Origin of the sequence: Cytobacillus solani (genome assembly GCF_001420595.1) — a bacterium.
Classification (GTDB): domain Bacteria; phylum Bacillota; class Bacilli; order Bacillales; family Cytobacillaceae; genus Cytobacillus; species Cytobacillus solani.
Window position 1 is genome coordinate 932,123 of the sequence record NZ_LJIX01000006.1, and the last position, 17,391, is coordinate 949,513.

Here is a 17,391-nt window from a genome sequence, read left to right on the forward strand (position 1 = left end):
ACTAATCAATGATAACCGAAACGGTATCCCCATTTGCTGATTTAATATCAACAATTTGGCCATCTAATTCATTTTCGATTGCTTCAATAATAAGATTTATGTCTATATCTTTAACGTATTTTTCCGATTGAGGAATACTCGCTGCGATGCTGTGTCCAGCCATTAATACTGCTCTGACAAGTTTTATAGGCAAATTGACCGTGACGTTATCATTTTCGGTTGATACCACACGAATTTTTAATGTTTTATCTAAATATTTAGTTGGTTTTTCAAAAAGCTTATTACCTGTTTCTTCTTTCTCTCTTAATACTTGAATCAATTCTGAGCCCTTATCTGCATCAATCTTTCCTTCTTGAACCATCGTTAACACTCTTGTAATTTCCTCTTTCATGATAAATTCCTCCTTATTCCTCTTTTAAGAGCTTAATCGCTTCTTCTGGTGTGATTTCGCCATTTTCCAGCATGGTGACAACTTTTTTCTCGTCTACTTCATTTTTCTTCTTCTGCTCATATCCTAGGGATGAAATGATGTCTGTCAGCTTGCCTCGAACCGTTGGATACGAAATCCCCAGTTCCTTTTCAACTTCTTTGATATTCCCTCTGCATGTTAAAAATACTTCCACAAAATGAAGCTGATCCTTTGATAAGGATGCCAGCTTAGATAATTCAAACTCGTTTTCAATCGTCGTATGACAATGAGAGCAATGCAGCTTTGTAATTTTCAATGTTTTACTGCAGACAGGACAATTTGTAATTACTTTATAAGCCATAATGACATTCCTTCCTTTTAGTTGATTTGATTATACAACAAGAAAATAAAAATATAAACAATAAAATCAAATTTTTTTATTAAAAAAATTAATAATGTTAATTTGTTGTTTAATATTATGAATTTACGTTTTGGTTTTTATTAGTAATAGTTGAAGCTGCAGACAATCCTCTTGGTGAAAATACTCAGTTACATAATGAGCACGATTACTTAGACTTTGAAATGCTGATTAATATTCCAACTGATGATGATTATTCAGCAGTCCAATTCCAATCCTCTATACTAAACTTTGCAAAGGCCCATATTTTAGTGAACACCAAACATTTCAAATCGTATATTTTTTCACTTATTAAAATGTTAAACTATTTAAAACTATAATTACTTTGGTAATATAATTTTTATTCAGAGAGAAGCTTACAAGTTTTTATTCAAAAAATGAAATGGGGGGAGAAAAATGAATCCTGCTGGTATTACATTATCTGAATTGCTTCGCCTTCCCGTTTTAAAAGAGGCTAAGGTGATTAGTGGGGAAAAGGGATTAAATCGAATGGTTAAATTCGTGGATATTATGGAAGTACCGGATGTCCAAGGGTGGCTGAGAGAAGGGGAGTTATTACTGACGACTGCTTACTCGATTCGTCATGATCCCACTTTACTGCCTAAATTAGTAGAAGAGCTGGCTAAGGCAAATGCAGCTGCATTAGCCATTAAACCGGAAAGATTTTTACATGATATGCCGATAGAAATGCTTCAAATGAGCAATAACTATCATTTGCCTATTATTCAGCTTCCAAACAATATTCCATATATGGATATTACGAATGCGGTTATGGAGCAGATTATTGATAAACAAGGCTCTCTTCTTCGCCGATCAGAAGAAATATACAAAAGATTGACGACTTTAGTATTAGAAAATCAAGGCATTCAAGCGGTTGCAGACAATGTGGCAGGATTATTAAAGTCCTCAATCTGGTTAGTAGATAAGACTGGAGAAACCATTGTTCAATCGCCATCAGATACAGCAGATAAACTCTCTAGTCATACGAAGTTTTGGAATATTACAGTAGATAAACAAATAGAAGGAAGGCTCTTTATAGAAAAGGAAGCATTAGATGAATTGGAGCTTATTTGTGTGGAGCAGGCAAGGCTAGTATTTTCTTTGGAATTAATGAGAAGAAAAACGGCACTGGAAACGGAGAAAAAAATCCGAGGGGATTTTATTGATGAACTGTTGAGTGGTCTTCCCCTATCTAAACAAGTCATTATCAATAAAGGCAGTCAATTAGGATTTAATTCAGAGGTCGATTGGGAAATTGCGGTTGTTGAGTCAGATAGCGAATCCATTTCCTTATTCATCGATAAAGTTACGAACCTCATTCATCTAGAGTCTCAAAAATTACGTGTGAAGTCGCATGTTCACAGGCAAGGGGATAAATACATTCTATTATTAGCTTCAAAAAGCCTTGATGCAGATCCAAAACATCAATCAAACCTGTCTTTTTGCTGGAATGAAATCCTTACTCCTTTTATGAATGACTGGAAAGGCATTCGTCTTGGCCTGGGTGGGAAAACACAACTATGGAACATCAATCGGAGTTATTTAGAAGCAAAAAAAGCACTCATGATTGGGGCCAGAATGAATTTGAATCCAAGGGTATTTACCTATGAGGAAATAGAAATATTGGATTTATTAATCGATGCATCTGAATATGTAGATATGGATGCCTATGTAGAGAAAAGGATTGGACATCTTTATAAATATGATCAAGAGAATGGGATGGATCTGCTGCCCACCTTATATCATTATTTAAGCACGGGCGGAAGTTTAATAGAAACAGCCAAACGATTATTTATACATCGAAATTCAGTTAAATATCGAATCGACCGAATTAAGCAGCTGTCTGATATTGATTTAGATAATCATCAAAAACGATTTGAGTATTACTATTGTATTGTGTATTACCTGTTAAAAAAGGATTAGTTGAATGGGGTCTATTGTGCGCAGAGCATAATAGTCTCCCATTTTTTTTATATCTGAGGGACATTGTTTAAAAATATAGACTTCATTAAAATTATAAATATTCAATGATTTGGATGAATTCAGAATTGTTTTTGGCGAATTTGTTAATGAGGGGAGAGCGAATGGATGATTGGTATTATCCGTGTTTTTACAACTGATGATCAAGAAATTCTTGAACAGCATGGAAATGTTATTACCAAAACCTATGAAGTTCCAACGGTAACAAAATGTATACCGGATCAGCCGTTAGGGATCTTTAATGATGAAACAGAAGAAGTGGCTATCCCTAAGATCGTAAAGCTGGGCAAGGAGCTTGAACAGCAAGGCTGCCATGTGATTGTGATCAGCTGTGCAGCTGACCCGGCTGTTGCTGAAATTCGAAAGGAAGTATCGATCCCAGTCATCGGGGCTGGCAGTTCAGCTGCCCTTGCCGCATTAGCAATTGGTGAACCCGTTGGTGTTATTGGAATAACAAATGAACCACCAGCAGTCATAGAAAGTCTTCTAGGTCCACTGTATACGGGTTATAAAAGACCAGAAGGGGTAAGGAATACAACTGATTTATTAAGCCCTGATGGCCGTAAAAAAGGGCTGGAAGCTGCTAAAACACTGATCAATCAGGGAGCAAAGGTCATATTGTTTGCATGTACTGGTTTTTCGACGATTGGATTAGCGAATGTTTTAAGAGAAGAATTAGGCGTCCCGATTATTGATGCAGTCGAAGCAGAGGGAATGTTTGCCGCAGCGCTCGATAAGCAATTGACAGCCTCCAATGGAAAATAATTGATTGCTAGGGTAGCCTTGCTGCTTTGAAAGAAGGTTGTTCGTTGAACAAATCCTATTTAATTCTCTTATTCTGTGTGTTTATTTGGGCAGGAAACTATCTGGCTCGTCAATTTTTATTAAAAGAATATACGCCATTATTTCTATCAGCCTTTAGTTTAACGGTTATTTCTCTTTTCTTTTGTTTTGTGGCATTCCTTGCGAAATCCTATGTTCGGCTTACACGGAATGAACTGTTACTTTTTTGCTTGGCAGGTTTAATAGGATTGGTCGCCAATCAAGTCTTTTTGTTTACTGGATTGAAGTATTCCTCAGCTACGAATGCTTCGTTAATTTTTAGCCTAGCTCCTTTAATTACAGCTGTACTAGCTGCTGTTTTTCTTAAAGAAAAGATAACCATGCAAATGATTCTTGGCAGTTTAATCGCTATCTTTGGAATCTATTTGGTTCTATCAGTGAGAGGACAATTTGCATTCAACATTGGGGATGTCCTTCTGTTTGGTGCAACAGCTACATTTTCATGCAATCTTATATTTGTCCGCTTGCTTTCTAAGCGTTTATCACCCTTTATCATTACGACCTACAGTTTTATGATCAGTGCGATTATATTTGATCCTTTTATATTATCGAGTACCACGATTGATTGGAGTCATTCCCTTTCTATATGGGCCTTTGCTGTCGCATCCGTTCTTATTGGACAAGGGCTTACGACCATTCTTTGGAATAAGGCAATGAATGATGTAGGTGCTGTAAAGGCTGCCGTTATTCTGAATTTACAGCCTTTAATGACGATGATGCTTGATTATTGGATTTACCAGAACGTCGTAACATTTCAGCAAATAGTTGGTGCTGTATTTGTTTTCACCGGAATTCTTATAAGTATTGTCCAGAAAAGACGTTTAGTAAAAAACAAACAAACTATACATTGTCTAAAACAAAAGAAGGAATGGAAAAGAAATTGAAAAAAGTAGATTAGAAAATGAACCAACATCTATCTTTATAGGGGGAATTTCGATGAATCTAGAAGAGAAGGAAAAAAAACATCCGCGTATTTTTGAGCCAGTTACTTTTATTTTGACGATTGTTACAGCCGTTTTCGGTGCAATCATTGGGATGCAGATTATTACTAGTCTCGGTGTAACACCGAATACTTCTATCATTGGTGCTCTTTTAGCGATGCTGATTGCTAGAATCCCGATGACTCTTTTTAAAAGATACAAATCGATGCACCGTCAAAACCTGGTTCAAACCTCTATTTCAGCAGCTACATTCGGTGCGGCTAATAGTTTATTAATTCCGATTGGGATTCCCTTCCTGATGGGGGCTCCAGAATTAATCGTTCCAATGTTAATCGGTGCAGCATTAGCGATGTTTGTCGATGCGGGCATCCTTTATAAAATATTTGACTCCAAGCTATTTCCTGCATCCGGAACATGGGCGCCTGGGGTTGCGACAGCAGAAGCCATTATAGCGGGAGATAAAGGCGGGAAGCGCGCTGGACTTCTTGGTCTTGGTACAGGAATCGGGATCATAGGTTCATTTCTCCATATTCCCATGTCAGCGTTTGGGGTTGCATTTATCGGGAACATTTGGGCGCTTTCCATGTTTGGGATTGGACTTTTGATACGCCAATACTCGGTACCCGTGTTTGGCATCGATGTAAATGCATTATATATCCCACATGGAATCATGGTTGGTGCGGGTATCGTCGCATTGGTTCAAGTTTCTATGCTGATTTTTTCAAAGCAAAAAACACCAAAGAATGCCAATAAAGAGGTGGCAGCAGCACTAGAAACAGCAGATGAAGCTGGCTTAACTCGTTCAATTAAAGAGGCACGAAGAACATTAGGAATAGGTTTTATCGTTTATGTTGTCATTGCTTTGATCATCGCTCTTACAGCTGGAATTATTACAGATATGTCTCCAGGCATGTTAATCGGATTCTTAGTATTCGCAGCTTTTGCAGCATTCGTCCATGAATTAATTGTCGGTATTGCAGCCATGCACTCCGGCTGGTTCCCTGCCTTTGCAGTAGCCTTCATTACACTCCTGATCGGGATGATGGTTGGTTTCCCGCCGCTAGCACTCGCTTTACTTGCAGGTTTTAGCGCAGCAACGGGCCCGGCATTTGCAGATATGGGCTATGACTTTAAAACAGGTCATATCCTGCGTGGAAATGGGCAAGACAGAGAATTTGAAATAAAGGGCAGAAAGCAGCAATACATTACTGCCATGATCGCATTTGGTGTAGCGCTTTTAACAGTAGTTGTCACGTACAAAGGCTATTTTGCACAGAACTTAGTCCCGCCAATTGATGCTGTGTATGTATCAACGATCGAAGCAGGGACATCGAAAGACGTAGCTATGCAGCTTCTCCTATGGGCGATCCCAGGTGCAATCATTCAATTGATCGGCGGACCGAGCCGTCAGTTAGGTGTCATGCTAGCGACAGGTCTATTAATTTTGACTCCTTATGCAGGCTTTGCAGTTTTAGCAGGGATTCTCATTCGCATCATCTGGAGAAAAGCGAAAGGAAAAGAAGCAGATACACCAATGAGTATTTTAGCAGCAGGGTTTATTGCGGGTGACGCATTGTATAGCTTCTTCAATTCCGTATTTAAAATGGGTAAGTGAGGAGAATTAAAATGGCAAACATTCAATTAGACAAAAAAATGGTAGAATATGCCGTCTATGGCGGTGCAGTCTTAGGAGGCGGAGGAGGAGGCTGGATTGAAGAAGGCCTCCAAATCGGCAGGCTTGCAGTTGATATTGGCCAGCCGGTCCTCCTTACAGCAGATGAGGTTCAGGATGAAGATTTGCTTGTAACCGTTTCACTAGTTGGGGCCCCCGCGGCAAAGGATGCCTATTTGAAACCGATTCATTATTCAAAAGCGCTTGAAATTCTTGCTCAAAAGATCGGAAAACCGATTCAAGGAATTATCACCAATGAAAATGGTGCAGGAACGACAGTGAATGGATGGTTCCAATCCGCGATAACAGGCATTCCAGTCGTGGATATCCCTTGCAATGGAAGAGCGCATCCAACTGGCTCAATGGGTTCGATGAATCTATCTGAGCAGGAGAAGTATGTTTCCCATCAAGCAGCTGTTGGCGGGAAGGGTTCCAACTATATGGAATTGAGCATTTCTGGATCACTGGACAAGGCATCAACCTTGATTCGTAAAGCTTCTGTTGAAGCTGGAGGTTTATTAGCGGTTGCGAGAAATCCAATTACTGCCGCTTATGCAAAGGCGAATGGTGCAGCAGGGGCCATCCAGCAGGCCATTGAGGTTGGACAAGCATTGCTAAGTCATACAGGTGAAGCTGCGATTGATGCGGTTGTGCAGAAGCTTGGAGGGAAAGTGGTAACAGAGGGGCTTGTAACCGATTTTACCCTTGAAACGACTGGAGGCTTTGATGTTGGAACGGTAACGATTAATGATGCCTTTGAAATGACCTTCTGGAATGAATATATGACGATTGAAAAAAATGGCGAGAGATTTGGCACGTTTCCAGACCTAATCATGACTCTGGATGCAAGAACTGCAGAACCAATTGTCTCAGCAGCCATCCAAAAAGGCCAGCAAATTGCCGTCATTTCCGTACCAAAGGAACATCTAATTTTGAGCAGCACGATGAGAAATGAAAAATTGATGAAGCCGGTAGAAGAAATCATTAAGAAATCGATTCTTGAATACAGTTTCTAAAATAGAAGGGATGAGGTTTTAAATGGTACTTAAGCAAACATTAACAGTGATGGAATCTCTAGAAAGTGCTTACGTAACTGGAGAAAAGGTGAAGGAATTATTCAGTCCGCATGAAAACGTTGAAGTAACGGTTCAGACTGTTACAGGTGAAAAGGGAAGCACGGATTTTGTTAAAGTTGTTATCCCAGGGTCAGAGGGGAAGAGTAAAGGTGGAAATGCACCGACAGTTGGTATTATAGGTCGTCTTGGAGGCATTGGTGCCCGCCCTAGCCGAATTGGTCTCGTGTCAGATGCAGACGGAGCTGTTGCAGCGGTCGCTTCAGCCCTGAAACTTGCTGATATGCAATCAAAAGGGGACACACTCCTTGGAGATGTATTGGTTACTACCCATATCTGTCCAGATGCGCCAACACTTCCGCATGATCCGGTTGATTTCATGGACTCACCGGTAGATATTTTAACCATGAATAAATATGAAGTACTGCCTGAAATGGAAGTCATTTTATCTATTGATACAACGAAAGGGAATCGTGTCGTCAATCATAAAGGAATTGCAATTTCTCCAACTGTAAAGGAAGGGTATATTCTGCGCGTAAGTGATGACCTGCTGAGAATTATGGAGATGACAACAGGTCAGCTGCCTGTTACATTCCCTATTACAACTCAAGACATTACTCCATATGGAAATGAACTCTATCATATTAATTCAATCCTGCAGCCTGCGGTAGCAACGGATTCTCCTGTTGTCGGGGTAGCCATTACAGCACAATCGATTGTTCCTGGGTGTGGCACAGGGGCAAGCCATGAAACAGACATTGCGGATGCCGTTCGTTTTGCGGTGGAAGTGGCAAAGGAAGCGACAAATGGAACATGCACATTTTACAGCAATGATGAATTTAATAGAATCACAGATTTATACGGTTCAATGAAAGTATTACAAACATTAGGGCAAAAAACTACTCAGCAATAAATAGAGGGGGGCGGTGCCCTCCTTTTTCTATTATAAAGGGGTGAAGGAAATGAAAAAGCTAGGAATGATCACCATCGGCCAGGCTCCACGTACAGATGTTGCACCTATTATTGAAAAATACTTGGATGGACGTGCCGAATTGGTGCAGGTAGGTGTTTTGGACGGAATGTCGAAGGAGTATATTGAGGAGAATTTGTACCCTGAGAAGGATGATTATGTATTAACCTCTCGTTTAGTAACAAATGAATCGGTAGTGATGTCTCGTGAAAAAATTAAACCTATTTTACAGGAGAAAATAACTTATCTCGAAAAGCAAGGCATTGAACAGATACTTCTTCTATGTACAGGCGTTTTTCCAGGACTGACAACTACATCATCGTATCTGATCGAACCTGATCATGTAATCCCGCCAACCGTAAAGGCGATGGTTGGAGACCGTCGGTTTGGGGTCATCGTCCCGCTTAGTGAACAAAAAGAAACACTGTATCCAAAATTTTCTCCCTTTGGCTTAGATCCTTTTTTCGCTGTAGCCTCTCCCTATCATCATGATCATACAGGCTATGCAGAAGCGGCAGAAAACCTAAAAAACAAAGTGGAAATTATTTTACTAGACTGTATGGGATACACGGAAGAGGCGCGTGAAATGATTGCAAAGGCAACGGGACTTCCTGTCATTTTATCCAATGCAATCATGGCAAAATTAACTTCAGAAATGATTTAGAAAAGGATGGTAGCAATGAAAGAACAATTGATTGAAACAAGCAAAAATGTACTATCGAAATGCCTCGGTCTAAAACAAGATGAACAGTTCCTTGTCGTGGCAGATGATGTCAAAAAGGAGCTCGCTGAATCCTTGTACGAAGCTGGAAAGCTGCTTGGGGCTGAATCCATGCTGATAGTCATGCAGGAAAGAGAAAGATCAGGAGAAGAACCGCCAGCTGCCGTTACAGCCGCCATGCTGCAGGCAGATGTTGCTGTATGCATAACAGAGCATTCCTTAACCCATACAGAAGCAAGGAAAAAAGCCGCTGCTTCAGGTACTCGCTTAGCGACGATGCCGGGTATTACAGAAGATATGTTTTTAGAGGGAGCGATTTCCGCTGATTATGCAGAAGTAAAAGTACTTACAGATCGTGTGACAGAAATTTTGACCGAAGGGGAATCAGTAAGAATTGAGAAGGATAGATACTCACTCTCATTCTCCATTTCGGGACGGGATGGCATTCCGAGTACGGGGATGTATTTACATGCTGGAGAGTCAGGAAACCTGCCATCTGGAGAAGCGTACATCGCTCCTATCGAGGGAACGGCAAATGGGCAAATCCTAATTGACGGCTCCATTGCAGGCATCGGCAAACTGCAATCACCAGTCCTTCTTTCTATTGAAAATGGACGGATTGTTGAGGCGAAGGGAGAGGAAGGGGCAAAGTTACTAGAGATATTAGGTGAAGGCGACGGCAGACTTCTAGGGGAATTTGGAATTGGTACAAATAACAAAGCCCGTATTACAGGTGTTGTGCTTGAGGATGAAAAGGTTTACGGAACAATTCATGTTGCCTTTGGCAGCAACAATACCTTTGGCGGAAACGTATCAGCGGGCGTGCACATAGATGGGGTAGTCAAACAGCCCGATGTTTATATAAACGAAGAACTGCTCATGGAAAAAGGAGTATTTAAAATCTAAGTGTAGTAAAGGGTGGATGTAACATATCTAATCCAATCAATGCTTCCAATCGATTAGAACTAGAAGAACTCCATTTGGCAAATGATTGTCTCAATCAAACAATTGAGACTCTTACTAGCCATGAATCTGTCAGGGGATTTCAATCAAAGCCTATTCCAGAAGGGGCTTTACAGGCCATTACAGCTTCTGCACGCAGTGCGCCCACATCATCCAATCTTCAAGCATACAGTATCATTATCGTCAAAAATGAACAACGGAAGAATCGATTAGCCACATTATCAGGCAATCAGCATTTTATTAGAGAAGCCCCTGTATATCTAGTATTTTGTGCTGATATTAATCGCTTAAAATATGTAACGGCTAAACAAGGCTATACATTTGCAGCTGAGACACTCGAGATGTTTCTGCTTTCTGCCGTTGATGCTTCATTGGCCTTACAAAATGCTTTAGTTGCCGCTGAATCCCTTGGACTAGGGTGTGTTCCTGTTGGTTCCATTAGGAATGATCCAAAAGCTGTGGCGAAGGAATTGAAACTGCCTGAAGGTGTTTTTGCAGTTGCTGGATTAGCCATAGGATTTGAACGAGAGGGTGTTAGAAGAGGGGTCAAGCCTCGGCTTCCAGAACAACTAACCGTTCATGATGAAATCTATTCTACAGAAAATAGAGATCACTATCTAAATGAATATGACCAAACGATGATTTCACGAAAAACGTATGACGGGCGCAGAGTTTCTTTAGCAGGAGAACCCGAAAAACATGGGGGGGATTACGGCTGGTGTGAGCACACAGCGCGGCGATGCACCCGCCCTGAAACAATTGCTGTTTCAGCAAGCCTAAGAGAAAATCTAAAACAAACCCTTGAAGAACTTGGATTTTCGATACGGTAAAGGGAGTGAGAATAGAATGGAAGTAATAGAAGCCGTTAAAACAAGGCGGAGTACCAGGTCCTTTGATCCGCGTGTATTGCCAACGGAAATAATGAAAGACATCGAAAATGCGATATTAAATAGTCCTTCTGGCAGTAATGCACAAGAATCTCATTTTGTGATCGTTCAGGATGAAAGACAAATAAAAAACATGAAACGGTTTGCCCCTGGATTATCAGGCAATCCTGCCGCGATCGTTGTCTTATGCTCCAATGCAAATGAGTCGTTCATTCGGGGCGGGAAGGATTCGGAAGAAGTGCTGCGTTTTGTGAATCTCGGGATAGCAGCAGCCTACATTCTTCTCACTGCCCATTCCGATGGGGTAGGAAACTGCCCTGTACGCTCCTTCCATAAGGAGTCTATTAAACGCATACTTGACCTGCCACCTGAAATAGAACCAGAGCTTCTTATAAGCTTAGGCTATGCTGATAGGCCGCCGCGCCCCAAAACGAGCAAGCATGTACAGGAGGTTATTTCTTTTGAACACTACGGAAAATACTAAGACTGCCCAGCTTTTACAAGAGGACCTTCTAGATTATGTTGCCTATACATTAACGAGCGCGAAAGGATTATATAGGGAGCCTCATAGCTACGGACCAATGCGGATGATCGATTCAATGGAAAAAGCGCTGCACCTGCTGAAAGAAGCAGGAATACAGGATGAGGCACTGGAGGAAGGCTTAGCAGCTGTAAGAAACGCAAGATGGAAAGCGATGACCGAGTCAGAAGAGTTTGGAAAGGCAATGGATGAATCGATTCTTAATCTTGTAGATATAACGGTAAATAAATAAGATTTCTTAAGGTGCATAGAACATAAATGGGGGAACATAACATTTCGACATGTTGTGTTCCCCTTTATTTGTATTTAAATATTATTTTTTGCTGGTTTTTGAAAAAGGTAAATTTTTACTAGTTCATTAGATTTGATCAACTAAATTCCTCTCTAGCATTTTCTCCCTCCAACATCGTTTCTTTAGTATAGGAGAAATTTCTGTGTTTCTTTTTCTATTATTCCTTTGAATTGAAAAAATAGGAGAACCGTCCCTGTTTTATCAACCTATTAATTTAGTAATTTTAAAAATAGAAATTTATTGTTGTAATTTTAAGAATATTATTTATAATAAAGTTGAGAGGTGATTCAGGTGTCAACTAATAATATATCTGAGGAAAAAGCACTAACCCCAAGAGGAATCGAAACACGTGAGAAGCTTTTAAGAGCAGCTGAAGAGGTCTTTGGTCAGAAGGGATATTTTGAGGCTTCCATTGTTAATATTTCACAGGAAGCCAAAGTTGCGCAGGGAACGTTTTATAATTATTTTCCTTCAAAAAAAGATATTTATGATGAGTTAATCCGGAGCTACAGCCGGGATTTGCGCATTGCGATTAAAGAAGGAATGGCAGGAAGCTCTTCTTTTGAGGAAGCACAGCGAAACGGCTTCTTCGCTTTCTTCAGCTGGGTAAAAAATCACCCCAATTTGTACAGCATTGTACAACAGGCTGTTGTAGTGGATCAGGAGCTATTCCGCTGGTATTATGGCAAGCTTGCCAATGGATTTTTAAAGAGTCTGTCACAAGGAATGGAGGCGGGTGAATTTAAGAATCTTGACCAGGAGACAGTCGCTTACTGTTTAATGTCTATTGGACAGTTCCTAGGAATGAGATGGGTGTATTGGGAAAAGAAAGAAGTTCCTGAAGAAGCATTTGATGCTGCGATGACTCTTATCTTCCAAGGGTTAAAAAAGTAAAGAGGGGGAGTTCGATGAAAGGGATTGCCTATTGGATTGAGAAATGGGCATACACACATCCAGATCGAACAGCAATTATTACAGATAACGAAAAAGTGTCGTATAAGCAGTTGGATAGAATGATAGATTCTGCTGCTAGAAAGATTCAGGAAAAGCTGAAAGGAAGAAATGGGGAGCGCATCGCAATATTGTCGCACAATCGGATGGAATACATTATCCTTTTATTTGCTATTGCTAAGGCAGAATGTGTAGCGATCCCGTTAAATATTCGGTTAAGCGCGAAGGAACTTATTTTCCAGCTCAATGATAGCGGCTCAAAAATCATCTATGCCGAAAAAGAAAATGCGGAGTTTGCAGCATCCCTTGTTGAGCAAAGTGAACTTGAAGATTTGGCGTTCATGGAGGATTTATGCCAGGGGACTCAAACTAGTGCTCCTTTTGAGTGTACGATTGATGAGGAAGCACCATACATTATCTGCTATACATCAGGGACAACTGGTAAGCCAAAAGGCGCTGTGCTGACACAAAGTAATATGTTCTGGAATGCCGTCAATAACAAGCTTGCTATCGATTTGACGTCAGAGGATCGCTGCATCGTGCTCCTTCCGTTGTTTCATATTGGGGGAATCGGGCTATTCGCGTTTCCATCCTTATTTTCAGGCGGAACGATCGTCATCCCCGGAAAGTTCGATCCGGAAAAAGCCCTCTTAATGATTGAAAAGTATAAGGTGACCGTGGTGATGGGAGTTCCGACCATCCATCACGCATTGCTCACGAGCCCAGCATTCAATTCCGCTGATTTGAGTACAGTCCGCTGGTTCTATAATGGTGGAGCACCATGTCCGAGAGAATTAATAGATGCCTATTTTGATAGAGGCTTCTTATTTGGCCAGGGATTTGGAATGACTGAAACGTCTCCTACTCTATTTATGCTATCAAAAGAGGACGCCCCAAGAAAGAGAGGCTCCATTGGAAAGCCTGTGTTATTTTCCGAATACAAGCTGATTGATTCGGAGGGGAAAGAGGTTGACAAGGGTGAAGTTGGCGAGTTAGCTGTTAGAGGGCCAAATATAATGAAAGAATATTGGAACCGGTCTGATGCCACTAAGGATGCACTGAAAGAAGGGTGGCTACTGACAGGAGATTTAGCGAAAACAGATGATGAAGGCTTCCTGTTTATCGTAGGCAGGAAAAAAGAAATGATCATTTCGGGTGGGGAAAATATTTATCCGCTCGAAGTGGAGCAGGTCATCAGCCAAATGGAAGGTGTAGATGAAGTTGCCGTAGTCGGAAAAGCGGATCCGCTTTGGGGTGAGGTGCCTGCAGCGTTTATTGTAAAGGGAAATGGAAGCGCTTTAGCCGAGGAAGACATCATTCAATACTGTCAAGGAAATCTGGCAAAATATAAAATTCCAAAGAAAGTTACATTTTTAAAGGAACTGCCAAAGAATGCCACCGGAAAAATTCAAAAAACAAAACTCATAGAAAGCAGGTGAAGTGGTGAATAGTTATAGTATCGGTCAGCAGGCCTCCTGCAGCAAAACGATAACAGAAACGGACTTTGTCCTGTTTGCAGGATTAAGCGGTGACTTTAATCCCATCCACATAGATGGGGAATATGCCAAAAAAACGAGGTTTAAGCAGCGAATTGCACATGGGCTTCTAACTTCAAGCTTATTATCGCAGCTGTTGGGTGTTCATCTTCCAGGAAAAGGGGCCATTTATGTCGAGCAAACCATCAGGTTTAAAGCACCCGTTTTTATAGGCGAAACGATTACCGCAAAAGGGACGGTTCAGGAAATTGACGAGGAAAGACGAATTCTGACGCTGCTAACACAGTGCTTTAATCAGGATGGGACACTTGTTTTGACGGGTACCGCTAAGATGATGGTGCCTGAGGATGGAGGGGTAATCTAATGGGAATTGGCATAGAAGCGACTGGTGTCTTTTTTCCTCCTGGCATAGAAACAGCTGCCGATCTGGCTGTGAAGACGGGCATACCCGAACAGGTGATTATTGAAAAGTTCGGTTTAGTCCAGAAGCATGTTGCAGATGAAAGCCTGCATGCATCTGATTTGGCCATTGCTGCAGGAAGGCAGGCGATCGAAGGGATTGACCCTCTAACTATCGATGTAGTGATTTACTTTGGAAGTCCTCATAAGGATTATTATGTCTGGTCGAGCGCGCCAAAAATTCAGCATGAATTGGGTGCGAAAAATGCCTATGCATTTGAAATCATGAATGTCAGCTCCTGTTTTCCGATTGCCTTAAAGGTAGCAAAGGACATGATTGCTTCCGATCAATCAATCCAAAACATCCTGCTTGTTGGGGGATGCAAAGAATCTCAAATCGTGGATTATGAGAACCCACGGTCACGGTTTATGTTTAACTTTGCGGATGGAGGCACGGCTGCACTAGTCACCAGGGATTCCTCCCAGAGCGAAATACTGGAAAGCGCCATCCTGACAGACGGGTCCTTTCATGATGATGTCAGAACACCGGCTGGAGGGTCGAAACATTTTGCCAGCCACGAAACAGTCGAAAAGAATCTTCATTATATTGATGTAAAAGATCCACAATCAATGAAAGAAAGACTGGATCCTGTATCTATCTCAAATTTTGACCATGTTATTCGCAAAGCACTTCATAAGAGCGGTTATACTCCTCAAGATATTAAACTTCTATTGCCACTGCATACAAAACGCTCAATGTTCAAAGAACTTTTACAATCATTAGAACTTCCTGAAGAAAATGCTATCTATCTTAATCACCATGGCCATATGTCTGCACTTGATCCATGCATTGGCCTTCACTTTGCACAGGAAAAGGGACTTCTGAATTCTGGCGATCTTACTGTAGCAGTCAGTGCTGGAACGGGGTACACATGGGCTGCGACTGTTGTGAAGTGGAAAGGAGAGAAACGATGAAAAGGATAAAGCGACTAGTACTTTTCCTCCTTCTATTTTCCCTTTGTAGCGGCGGGTTTGCAGAGGCATCCTATCGTTTCCAGCATGCTTGGGGAAATGAGACCGATCCTGCAAACGAGTTCCGGACGCCGGTAGCTCTGGCTAAGGATCGTTCAGGCAATATTTACATGGCTGATATGGGAAATCATCGAATTGTAAAAATGGATTCTTCCGGCAAAATACTGAAAACATTTGGCACGCTCGGTGATTCCCCTGGACAATTCAATATGCCATTTGGAATCGCTGTTGATCGCGAAGGGAACATTCTGGTTGCTGATACGGGAAACTATCGAATTCAAAAGTTCGATTCTCAATTCAACTATTTAAAAAGCTGGGGTACGAAGGGGGAAGGGGATAATCAATTTGGCTTTCCGAGAGAAATTGCGATAGACCAGCAGAATAATTATTACATCACGGATGAGTTTAATCATCGTATTCAAAAATATAATTCCGATGGCCAGTATCTTCTTACAATAGGTTCCTATGGAAAAGGCAACGGACAGATGGCACTCCCGCAAGGCATTGCCATAAACGATAAAGGCGAAGTTTATGTTGCTGATACTTACAATAATCGTATTCAAGTGTTTGATCCAAACGGCAGCTTCAAACGGAAAATAGGCGGTCTTGAACCTGGTTTAGGCTATTATCAGTTTTACCATCCAAGAGGAATTAACTTTGAGCCTAAGTCTGGAGCTTTATATGTAGCGGACACTTATAATAACCGAATAATGAAATTTGATAGTGCAGACAGGTTTCTCTACACAACGGGGATTTTTCCTAACTTAGTGTATCCGAACCAGATCCTGCCGGATGAGGATGGGGATTTATTCATAACGGATACAGGCAATAATCGCATTGAGGTTTACAAGGAGATTGGATTAAGCATCTCTTACAAAATGACAATTGGCTTAGGCAGATATGGGGACAAACAATATGCAGGGCCTTATGATGTTCAAAGCGATTCAAAGGGGAATGTGTTTGTATCAGATTCGTTTAATCATAGAATTTTGAAATATAATTCAAGCGGGAGTCTGGTAAGCAAATGGGGAAGCATGTTCGGTACTGGCGGGCCTTTTGGATATGGCAGCTATGCAGGCCAATTTTTCGTGCCGAGACAAATTGCTGTTGACCGTTATGACAATGTATATGTGGCTGACTCAGTGAATCATCGCATTCAAAAGTTCTCCAATTCAGGGACTTTTCTGGCAGCCTACGGTTCTTTAGGAACATTAAGCGGTTTTTTCCGTTTTCCAAGTGGAGTAGCAGTAGACAGCAAAGGCAATATTTTTGTATCAGACTCTGAAAATAATAGAATCCAAAAGTTCAATTCCTTTTTTGTATACATGAAAGAATGGGGCGGAAAAGGGACTGGCGATGGAAAATTTTCTCAGCCGATGCAGCTTGCGATCGATTCTAAAGACAATGTGTACGTTGTGGACCGAATTAACAATCGTGTTCAGAAATTCGATAACAATGGCCAGTTTATTGCTAAGTGGGGAACAAACAACGGAAGCGGCCACCTAGACCCGCTGGAGAATTGGGGTGAAGAACCGGGTGATTTGTTCTTGCCTACTGGAATTGCTATTGATGATCAAGACCGTGTTTATGTGACCGATACTTCAAATAACCGCATGAATGTCTACGATGAGAATGGGACGTTTATAGAACAATTTGGTTCTTTCAGCGGAGAAGACGGGCAGTTCTTCTCACCTCAGGGTCTTGATATAGACATCAATGGGAACATCATCATCGCAGACGGGCTTCTTCATAAAATACAGTTTTTCAATAAAGGTAATTAAAGATAGGGGGAATGGGAAGTGA

General features: G+C 41.2%; 18 protein-coding genes. 16 read left to right on the top strand and 2 right to left on the bottom strand.

Annotated elements, in window-relative coordinates:
- Position 1 precedes the first annotated feature (1 nt).
- Positions 2-391 carry an SHOCT-like domain-containing protein gene (locus tag AN957_RS06435; protein WP_053474725.1) on the bottom strand — a complete coding sequence of 130 codons (390 nt, stop codon included), beginning with the start codon at positions 389-391 and terminating at the stop codon, positions 2-4.
- A 13-nt stretch (positions 392-404) separates the two neighbouring features.
- Positions 405-770, bottom strand: coding sequence for a DUF2089 domain-containing protein (locus AN957_RS06440; RefSeq protein WP_053474726.1), 366 nt, complete (start codon positions 768-770; stop codon positions 405-407).
- A gap of 453 nt (positions 771-1,223) precedes the next feature.
- Here AN957_RS06440 and AN957_RS06445 point away from each other — a divergent pair, with 453 nt between their 5' ends.
- The 16 genes from AN957_RS06445 to AN957_RS06520 all read left to right on the top strand — a co-directional run bounded on the left by AN957_RS06445 (position 1,224) and on the right by AN957_RS06520 (position 17,369).
- The gene (locus AN957_RS06445) at positions 1,224-2,750 is read left to right on the top strand and encodes a PucR family transcriptional regulator (protein ID WP_053474727.1); all 1,527 of its coding nucleotides are present in this window, start codon (positions 1,224-1,226) and stop codon (positions 2,748-2,750) included.
- A 165-nt stretch (positions 2,751-2,915) separates the two neighbouring features.
- Entirely contained in the window at positions 2,916-3,572 is a 657-nt protein-coding gene (locus AN957_RS06450) for an aspartate/glutamate racemase family protein (protein WP_056682932.1), read from the top strand.
- Between the two features lie 44 nt (positions 3,573-3,616).
- Positions 3,617-4,534 carry a DMT family transporter gene (locus tag AN957_RS06455; RefSeq protein ID WP_053474729.1) on the top strand — a complete coding sequence of 306 codons (918 nt, stop codon included), beginning with the start codon at positions 3,617-3,619 and terminating at the stop codon, positions 4,532-4,534.
- A gap of 52 nt (positions 4,535-4,586) precedes the next feature.
- The gene (locus AN957_RS06460; protein ID WP_053474730.1) at positions 4,587-6,206 is read left to right on the top strand and encodes an OPT/YSL family transporter; all 1,620 of its coding nucleotides are present in this window, start codon (positions 4,587-4,589) and stop codon (positions 6,204-6,206) included.
- Between the two features lie 11 nt (positions 6,207-6,217).
- A complete protein-coding gene (locus tag AN957_RS06465) occupies positions 6,218-7,279 on the top strand; it encodes an S-methyl thiohydantoin desulfurase family protein (RefSeq protein ID WP_053474731.1) in 1,062 nt (353 codons plus the stop codon).
- A gap of 22 nt (positions 7,280-7,301) precedes the next feature.
- A complete protein-coding gene (locus AN957_RS06470; RefSeq protein ID WP_053474732.1) occupies positions 7,302-8,249 on the top strand; it encodes a DUF1177 domain-containing protein in 948 nt (315 codons plus the stop codon).
- A gap of 49 nt (positions 8,250-8,298) precedes the next feature.
- Positions 8,299-8,970, top strand: coding sequence for an AroM family protein (locus tag AN957_RS06475; protein ID WP_053474733.1), 672 nt, complete (start codon positions 8,299-8,301; stop codon positions 8,968-8,970).
- A gap of 15 nt (positions 8,971-8,985) precedes the next feature.
- Positions 8,986-9,933: an aminopeptidase gene (locus AN957_RS06480; RefSeq protein ID WP_053474734.1), complete on the top strand. Its 948-nt coding sequence runs from the start codon at positions 8,986-8,988 to the stop codon at positions 9,931-9,933.
- A gap of 74 nt (positions 9,934-10,007) precedes the next feature.
- On the top strand, positions 10,008-10,820 hold the full coding sequence (locus AN957_RS06485; protein WP_245637765.1) for an NADPH-dependent oxidoreductase: 813 nt from the start codon (positions 10,008-10,010) through the stop codon (positions 10,818-10,820).
- Positions 10,821-10,836: 16 nt separating this feature from the next.
- The gene (locus AN957_RS06490; protein ID WP_053474736.1) at positions 10,837-11,361 is read left to right on the top strand and encodes a nitroreductase family protein; all 525 of its coding nucleotides are present in this window, start codon (positions 10,837-10,839) and stop codon (positions 11,359-11,361) included.
- A complete protein-coding gene (locus AN957_RS06495) occupies positions 11,339-11,650 on the top strand; it encodes a DUF6092 family protein (protein WP_156319084.1) in 312 nt (103 codons plus the stop codon). The genes AN957_RS06490 and AN957_RS06495 overlap by 23 nt, the downstream gene beginning before the upstream one ends.
- A gap of 351 nt (positions 11,651-12,001) precedes the next feature.
- Positions 12,002-12,604, top strand: coding sequence for a TetR/AcrR family transcriptional regulator (locus AN957_RS06500; RefSeq protein ID WP_053474738.1), 603 nt, complete (start codon positions 12,002-12,004; stop codon positions 12,602-12,604).
- A gap of 14 nt (positions 12,605-12,618) precedes the next feature.
- Complete coding sequence (locus AN957_RS06505) at positions 12,619-14,100, top strand: o-succinylbenzoate--CoA ligase (protein WP_053474739.1); 1,482 nt, start codon at positions 12,619-12,621, stop codon at positions 14,098-14,100.
- Positions 14,101-14,104: 4 nt separating this feature from the next.
- Positions 14,105-14,521 (top strand): MaoC family dehydratase, encoded by a 417-nt coding sequence (locus AN957_RS06510; protein WP_053474740.1) that lies wholly within the window; start codon positions 14,105-14,107, stop codon positions 14,519-14,521.
- Entirely contained in the window at positions 14,521-15,531 is a 1,011-nt protein-coding gene (locus AN957_RS06515; protein ID WP_056682937.1) for a 3-oxoacyl-ACP synthase, read from the top strand. Before AN957_RS06510 ends, AN957_RS06515 begins: the two co-directional genes overlap by 1 nt.
- Positions 15,528-17,369 (top strand): NHL repeat-containing protein, encoded by a 1,842-nt coding sequence (locus AN957_RS06520; RefSeq protein ID WP_056682940.1) that lies wholly within the window; start codon positions 15,528-15,530, stop codon positions 17,367-17,369. The genes AN957_RS06515 and AN957_RS06520 overlap by 4 nt, the downstream gene beginning before the upstream one ends.
- Positions 17,370-17,391 lie beyond the last annotated feature (22 nt).